7 protein-coding genes are annotated in these 5024 nt (G+C 65.0%); 2 read left to right on the top strand and 5 right to left on the bottom strand.

Features of this window, described 5'->3' with window-relative positions; genetic code table 11:
• Together DBR23_RS22785 and DBR23_RS22780 are read left to right on the top strand one after the other, a co-directional pair.
• A partial coding sequence (locus tag DBR23_RS22785) for a LysR substrate-binding domain-containing protein (protein WP_233250684.1) occupies nucleotides 1-448 on the top strand: 448 nt, incomplete at its 5' end.
• 116 nt (nucleotides 449-564) lie between these two features.
• Nucleotides 565-1188: a TetR/AcrR family transcriptional regulator gene (locus tag DBR23_RS22780; protein ID WP_082522288.1), complete on the top strand. Its 624-nt coding sequence runs from the start codon at nucleotides 565-567 to the stop codon at nucleotides 1186-1188.
• A 101-nt stretch (nucleotides 1189-1289) separates the two neighbouring features.
• Here the strand turns inward: DBR23_RS22780 and DBR23_RS22775 are convergent, their stop codons facing one another.
• The 5 genes from DBR23_RS22775 to DBR23_RS22755 all read right to left on the bottom strand — a co-directional run.
• Nucleotides 1290-2228, bottom strand: coding sequence for a fasciclin domain-containing protein (locus tag DBR23_RS22775; RefSeq protein WP_108499673.1), 939 nt, complete (start codon nucleotides 2226-2228; stop codon nucleotides 1290-1292).
• 55 nt (nucleotides 2229-2283) lie between these two features.
• The gene (locus tag DBR23_RS22770) at nucleotides 2284-2739 is read right to left on the bottom strand and encodes a fasciclin domain-containing protein (RefSeq protein WP_056057084.1); all 456 of its coding nucleotides are present in this window, start codon (nucleotides 2737-2739) and stop codon (nucleotides 2284-2286) included.
• Nucleotides 2740-2930: 191 nt separating this feature from the next.
• The gene (locus tag DBR23_RS22765) at nucleotides 2931-3353 is read right to left on the bottom strand and encodes a universal stress protein (RefSeq protein WP_015011999.1); all 423 of its coding nucleotides are present in this window, start codon (nucleotides 3351-3353) and stop codon (nucleotides 2931-2933) included.
• A 113-nt stretch (nucleotides 3354-3466) separates the two neighbouring features.
• Complete coding sequence (locus DBR23_RS22760) at nucleotides 3467-4312, bottom strand: metallophosphoesterase (RefSeq protein WP_108499672.1); 846 nt, start codon at nucleotides 4310-4312, stop codon at nucleotides 3467-3469.
• Between the two features lie 12 nt (nucleotides 4313-4324).
• Nucleotides 4325-5024 (bottom strand): LysR substrate-binding domain-containing protein (locus DBR23_RS22755; RefSeq protein WP_108499671.1); only part of this gene is annotated, 700 nt, incomplete at its 5' end.

Below are 5024 nucleotides of genomic sequence, written 5' to 3'. Positions count from 1 at the left end.
GCAGGCGCTGCGCGGTTGCAAGATGGTGCCGCTCGGGGCCATGCCCTATGTCGCGGTGGCGTCGGCCAGTTACGCGCAGCAGTACCTGCCGCAGGGGCTGACGCCCCACAACTTCCGCGACGTGTCGTTTCTGTCGTTCAACCGCAAGGACGACATGGCGGCCGAGTTTGTGGCCCGTGCGTTCGGGCTCAAGCGCGTGGCGCTCAACCACCTGTTTGTGCCGGGCTCTGAGGCGCAGATGCGCGCGGTGGCCGCCGGCTGGGCCGTGGGGGTCATGCCCGAGCTGATGGCGCGGCAGGCGCTGGCCGACGGCAGCATGGTGGACCTGGCCCCCGGCCGGTCGCTGCCGATCCAGCTGTACTGGCATTGCTGGAACCTGGAGTCCGAGCTGCTGGATGCGTTGTCGGCAGCGCTGACGGGCGCCGCTGCCCAGGCGCTGGTGTCCTGACACGGCCTTGCTGTTCGCCACATGCGGGGCGCAAGGCACGGTTTGTGCTGTCAAAAACGTGAACGACGTAGTTGCATTGCAACTTAGTCATTTATTTTTTTACTGCAATGTATAAAATGGACGCCATGCAAACGCCGCAACCCAAAGTCTCTTTCAAGGAGCAGATGCATCAGGCCCGCGAGGATGCCATCCTCCAGTCCGCCTGCCGCCTGCTGGGCGAAAAAGCCTTCGACGCCATGACCATGGACGACGTGGCCAACGCCGTCGGTATCGCCAAGGCCAGCCTGTACAAGCATTTCTGCAGCAAGGAAGAGCTGTGCAGCGCCGCCATGGTGCAGATCCTGGGGCGCGTGCAAGCTTATCTGGCAGGGTTGCCGGCCGACATGCCCCCGCTGGAAAAGCTGCATGCGCTGGTGCGCTGGTCGCTGGAGCGCCTGCTGACCAACGAGATGCCCCTGCTGCCGAGCCGCAACTCCACGCTGCGTGCGGTACTCATGGCCAACAAGGACTACCTGAACGGACTGGTGGCCGTGAGCGACCAGATCGGCGAATGGATCACCCAGGCCCAGGCCCAGGGGGTGATCAGCCCCACGCTGCCGCCGCTGGTGGTGCTGTACACCCTGTATGCGCGTGCGTGCGACCCGGTGGTGAGCTTCCTCAAGGAAGGCGGGCAGTACTCGGACGCCGAAATCGTGGACCTGGTGGTGCGCACCTGTTTTGACGGCCTGGCGGCGCGTTGAGCCGGGCGGCTTCATAGGCCACACAGCAAAAAGCCCGGCATGCCGGGCTTTTTGCTGTGTGGGTGCTGCGCCGGTGGGGCCAGGCAGCACCTGCAGTCCTGTCACTTGGGCAGGATCACCTTGTCCACCACGTGGATCACTCCATTGCTGGTGAACACGTCGGTAGCCACAATGCTGCTGGTGCGCATGTTCTGGTCGGTGATCACCAAGCTGGCGTTGATGGTGAAGGTCTGGCCCTGCACGGTGGTGATGGCGGTATTGACGGGCACTTCGGCCTTGAGCACGCGCGCGGGCACCACGTGGTAGGTCAGCACCTGGGTCAGCAGGGTCTTGTTGGCCAGCAGCGCGTCCTTGGTCACGCCCAGCTCGGTCAGCAGCGCCGCGAACGCGGCGTTGGTGGGGGCAAACACAGTGAAAGGGCCAGCGCCTTGCAGTGTGCTCACCAGGCCCGCGGCCACTACGGCCTCGACGAGGATGCTGAAGTCCGGCAGGGCCGAGGCCGTGGCCACGATGTCCTTGTCGACGGGCAGCAGCACCTTGTCCACCAGATGCACCACGCCGTTGCTGGCCTGGATGTCGGTGCTGGTGATGGTGCTCACGCGGTTGCGGCCGTCGGTGATCTTCAGGCCGTTGTTTGACTCGATCTTGAAGAAGCCGCCCGACACCGGCGTGATCGCCTTGCCCAGGGGCACATCAGCCCGCATCACCTTGCTGCCCAGCACGTGGTAGGTCAGCACGGCGGTCAGCAGGGGTTTGTTGGCCAGCAGCGCTTCCTTGGTCACGCCCAGTTCGGTCAGCAAGGCCGCAAACGCCGCGTTGGTGGGCGCGAACACGGTGAGCGTGCCTGTGCTCAGCGTGGGCGCCAGGCCAGCTGCGACCACGGCTTCGACCAGGATGCTCAGCTCGGGGGTGTTTTGCGCCAGCTCGACGATGTTGCGCTGGGGTTCGTCGTCGCTGCCCCCGCAGGCCTGCAACAGGGTGGTGCTGGCGCCCAGGGCGGCGGCCATCAGGACGGTGCGGCGATTGAATACGGTGTTCATGGCGGCTTCTCCTCGTGAATGGATGGTGGGTGAAAAGAGCGGTGGTGCCTGTGGCTTACTTGGGCATCAGCACCGTGTCGATCGCATGGATCACGCCGTTGCTGGCGGCCACGTCGGCGGCGATGACCTTGGACTGGTCCACCATCACGCCCATGTTGGTGGTGACGGTGAGTTCCTGGCCTTGCACGGTCTTGACCTTGCCCGCCTTCACATCCTTGGCCATGACCTTGCCGGGCACCACGTGGTAGGTCAGCACCTTGGTCAGTGCGGCCTTGTCAGCCAGCAGGCCGTCCAGCGTGGCCTTGGGGATCTTGGCGAACGCTTCGTCGGTGGGGGCAAACACTGTGAACGGGCCGGGGCCCTTGAGGGTGTCCACCAGACCGGCGGCCTGCACGGCGGCCACCAGGGTCTTGAAGTTGCCCGCCTTCACGGCGGTATCGACGATGTCTTGCGCCATGGCGCTGAAGGTGGCGCCAGCGGTCAAAGCGAGTGCAATCAGGGTCTTCTTCATGGGTCGTTCCTCTCGGTTTCGATGGAAATGACACGCCAAGATGGGCGTGGCGCGAATGTATAACCATTTGGTACGAAAGTAAACTGATTGGTCATTCAATAACCATTTAGTCGTAACGAGATGAAAAAAAGCCCTGCAAGGCAGGGCTTTGGGGTGGGCGTTGCGCCGTTGTGCGCTGTGGACCTGTGCGTTCAGCGAACGATCAGCAGCGGCACTTTGCTGTGGGCCAGCACCTGGGTGGTCACCGAGCCCATCACCAGCGTGGCGATGGCGCCATGGCCGTGCGAGCCCATGACCAGCAGGTCGAACTTGCCGGTGTCTGCCACCTTGGCAATGGTCTCGCCCACCGCGCCGACCTTGACGCTGCGCTTGGCATCCACCCCGTGGCGGCCCAGGAACTTGCACACCGGGGCGAGGATTTTTTCGGCTTCTTCCGCGTGGTAGTTGTCGACCACTTCCTTGCCCAGCGCGGCGCGTGCGCGGGGAGGCAGCGGGGCCTGCACCGTCAGCACGGTGTAGGTGTGGGTGCCGCCCAGCAGTTCTTCGTGGGTGGCCAGGTAGGCCAGCATTTTCTTGGTGTAGGCGCTGCCATCGACAGCAAGCAGGATGTTCATAGTGTTCTCCGAAAAAGGATGAAGCAGACTACTCTGCGCGGGTGCCTGTTGTCTTGACCTGGGTCATGTTGTTCTGTTCGGCGCGTGGCGGATTCGTACGAACCGCGCACCGATCATACGGTGACCATGCAGCGCGGCTGAAACGCTATCTGCTCGCCCTTGCGCGCATAACCCAGCGGGTTGGCCACCACCCGGCACTGCCAGGCGGAGCCATCGCTGTGCGTGCCCTGGGCGGTGTAGTCGCTGGGCGCATGCAGGTGGCCGTGTAGCCACAGCGGGGTGTACATCAGCAGGTCGTCCAGCGCGTTGCAAAACCCCGCCGTGCCAGGCACCAGGCCGTAGCGGGGGTCGGCGCTGCGCAGGCTGGGCGCAAAGTGGGTGACAACCACGGTGGCACCGTCAAATGGCTGCTGCAGCTCATCGCGCAGCCACTGCTGGCAGACCAGCGCCTGATCGCGCATGGGTTCGGCCAGAAACGGCTCCGCGTGGCGCGTGCCACCGGTCTTGCGCAGGTAGAAGTTGGCCGCGCGAAAAGCCTTGTCGCGCAGCTTGAGCCGGCGCGTGAGGTCGGTGGTGCCTTCGTGGTCGGCCAGCGCGTCGAAATCGCTCCAGAGCGTCGTGCCGACAAAGCGCACGCCTTGCAGCACCAGGGTTTCACGTTCGAGCCACGCAATGCCCAGGCGGTCGCAGGTCCGGCGCAGCCGCAGGTGCGCGGCATCGAAGTCCTGGGCGTCGTACTCATGGTTGCCGGGCACAAACAGCACGGGGGTCGGCCAGCCTGCATATTGGGACAACGGCGAAAACCGGGCCAGGCCGAAGTCGTCGTCGTCCAGTTGAGAGCCCTGCTGGTAGGAGCCCACGTCCCCCGCCAGCACCAGCACATCCGCGCCAAGGGCGGGCTCGGGCACAAAGTAGGGGTGTGCCTCCAGATGGAGGTCGGACAAAAGCTGGATATTCATCAGCCGTGCAGTCTAAGGCGTGCCGTGCAGGTCCTGCCCCGGAAAGGTGCGCCGTGCTGACCGTGCAAGCGCCTGCAGCAGCCAGGTCATTGCAGCCTGCTGGGGGCCGCGCCGGCGCCACAGGGCATCCACGTGCACGGCGGGCACGTCCAGCGGCAAAGCCCGTTGCACCAAGGCGTCGGCGATGCCGGTCACTGGCACAAAGTGGCGCGGCAGCACGGTCAGCAGGTCCGAGCCCGACACCACCCGACCGGCCGTGAAGAATTGGTTGACCGTGATCACCACCTTGCGCTCGCGGCCCAGCGACGCCAGGGCTTCGTCGATGAAACCAAAGGGCCGGCCCGAAAAACTCACCAGCATGTGCCGCGCTGCACAGTAGGTGTCCAGCGTCAGGGGCGCGTCGGCCAGAGGGTGGCCCTGGCGCATCACGCACACGTATTCGCCGTCGTACAGCCGGCGGCTTTCAAAGGCGACCACGCCGCCTGATTGCGCCCGCGCGGTGAGGTCGGCCAGTGCCGCTGGAAAGTAACCCACAGCCATGTCGGCCGCCTCTTCTTCGAGCAGACGCCGGGGGTCGCGCGTGGTCAGCGGCAGCACGCGGATGGAGATGCCGGGGGCTTCGCGCTCGATGATCTCCACCAGGGCCGGCACCAGCGTCGCCGCCGTGGCATCGGCCATCGCCAGCACAAAGGTGGACTCCGCCGTTGCCGGG

The sequence above is a fragment of the Acidovorax sp. HMWF018 genome (assembly GCF_003061035.1).
In the GTDB taxonomy this organism is placed as follows: domain Bacteria; phylum Pseudomonadota; class Gammaproteobacteria; order Burkholderiales; family Burkholderiaceae_C; genus Acidovorax; species Acidovorax delafieldii.
The sequence above is the reverse complement of the archived record's forward strand: the minus strand, read 5'-3'. Positions and strand labels throughout refer to the sequence as shown.

What these genes read in the sequence shown, in the direction of transcription:
- DBR23_RS22775 (WP_108499673.1), bottom strand. Translation starts at nt 2,228, where the DNA reads ATGAACACCGTATTCAATCGCCGCACCGTCCTGATGGCCGCCGCCCTG.
- DBR23_RS22765 (WP_015011999.1), bottom strand. Translation starts at nt 3,353, where the DNA reads ATGAACATCCTGCTTGCTGTCGATGGCAGCGCCTACACCAAGAAAATG.
- DBR23_RS22780 (WP_082522288.1), top strand. Translation starts at nt 565, where the DNA reads ATGGACGCCATGCAAACGCCGCAACCCAAAGTCTCTTTCAAGGAGCAG.
- DBR23_RS22770 (WP_056057084.1), bottom strand. Translation starts at nt 2,739, where the DNA reads ATGAAGAAGACCCTGATTGCACTCGCTTTGACCGCTGGCGCCACCTTC.
- DBR23_RS22760 (WP_108499672.1), bottom strand. Translation starts at nt 4,312, where the DNA reads ATGAATATCCAGCTTTTGTCCGACCTCCATCTGGAGGCACACCCCTAC.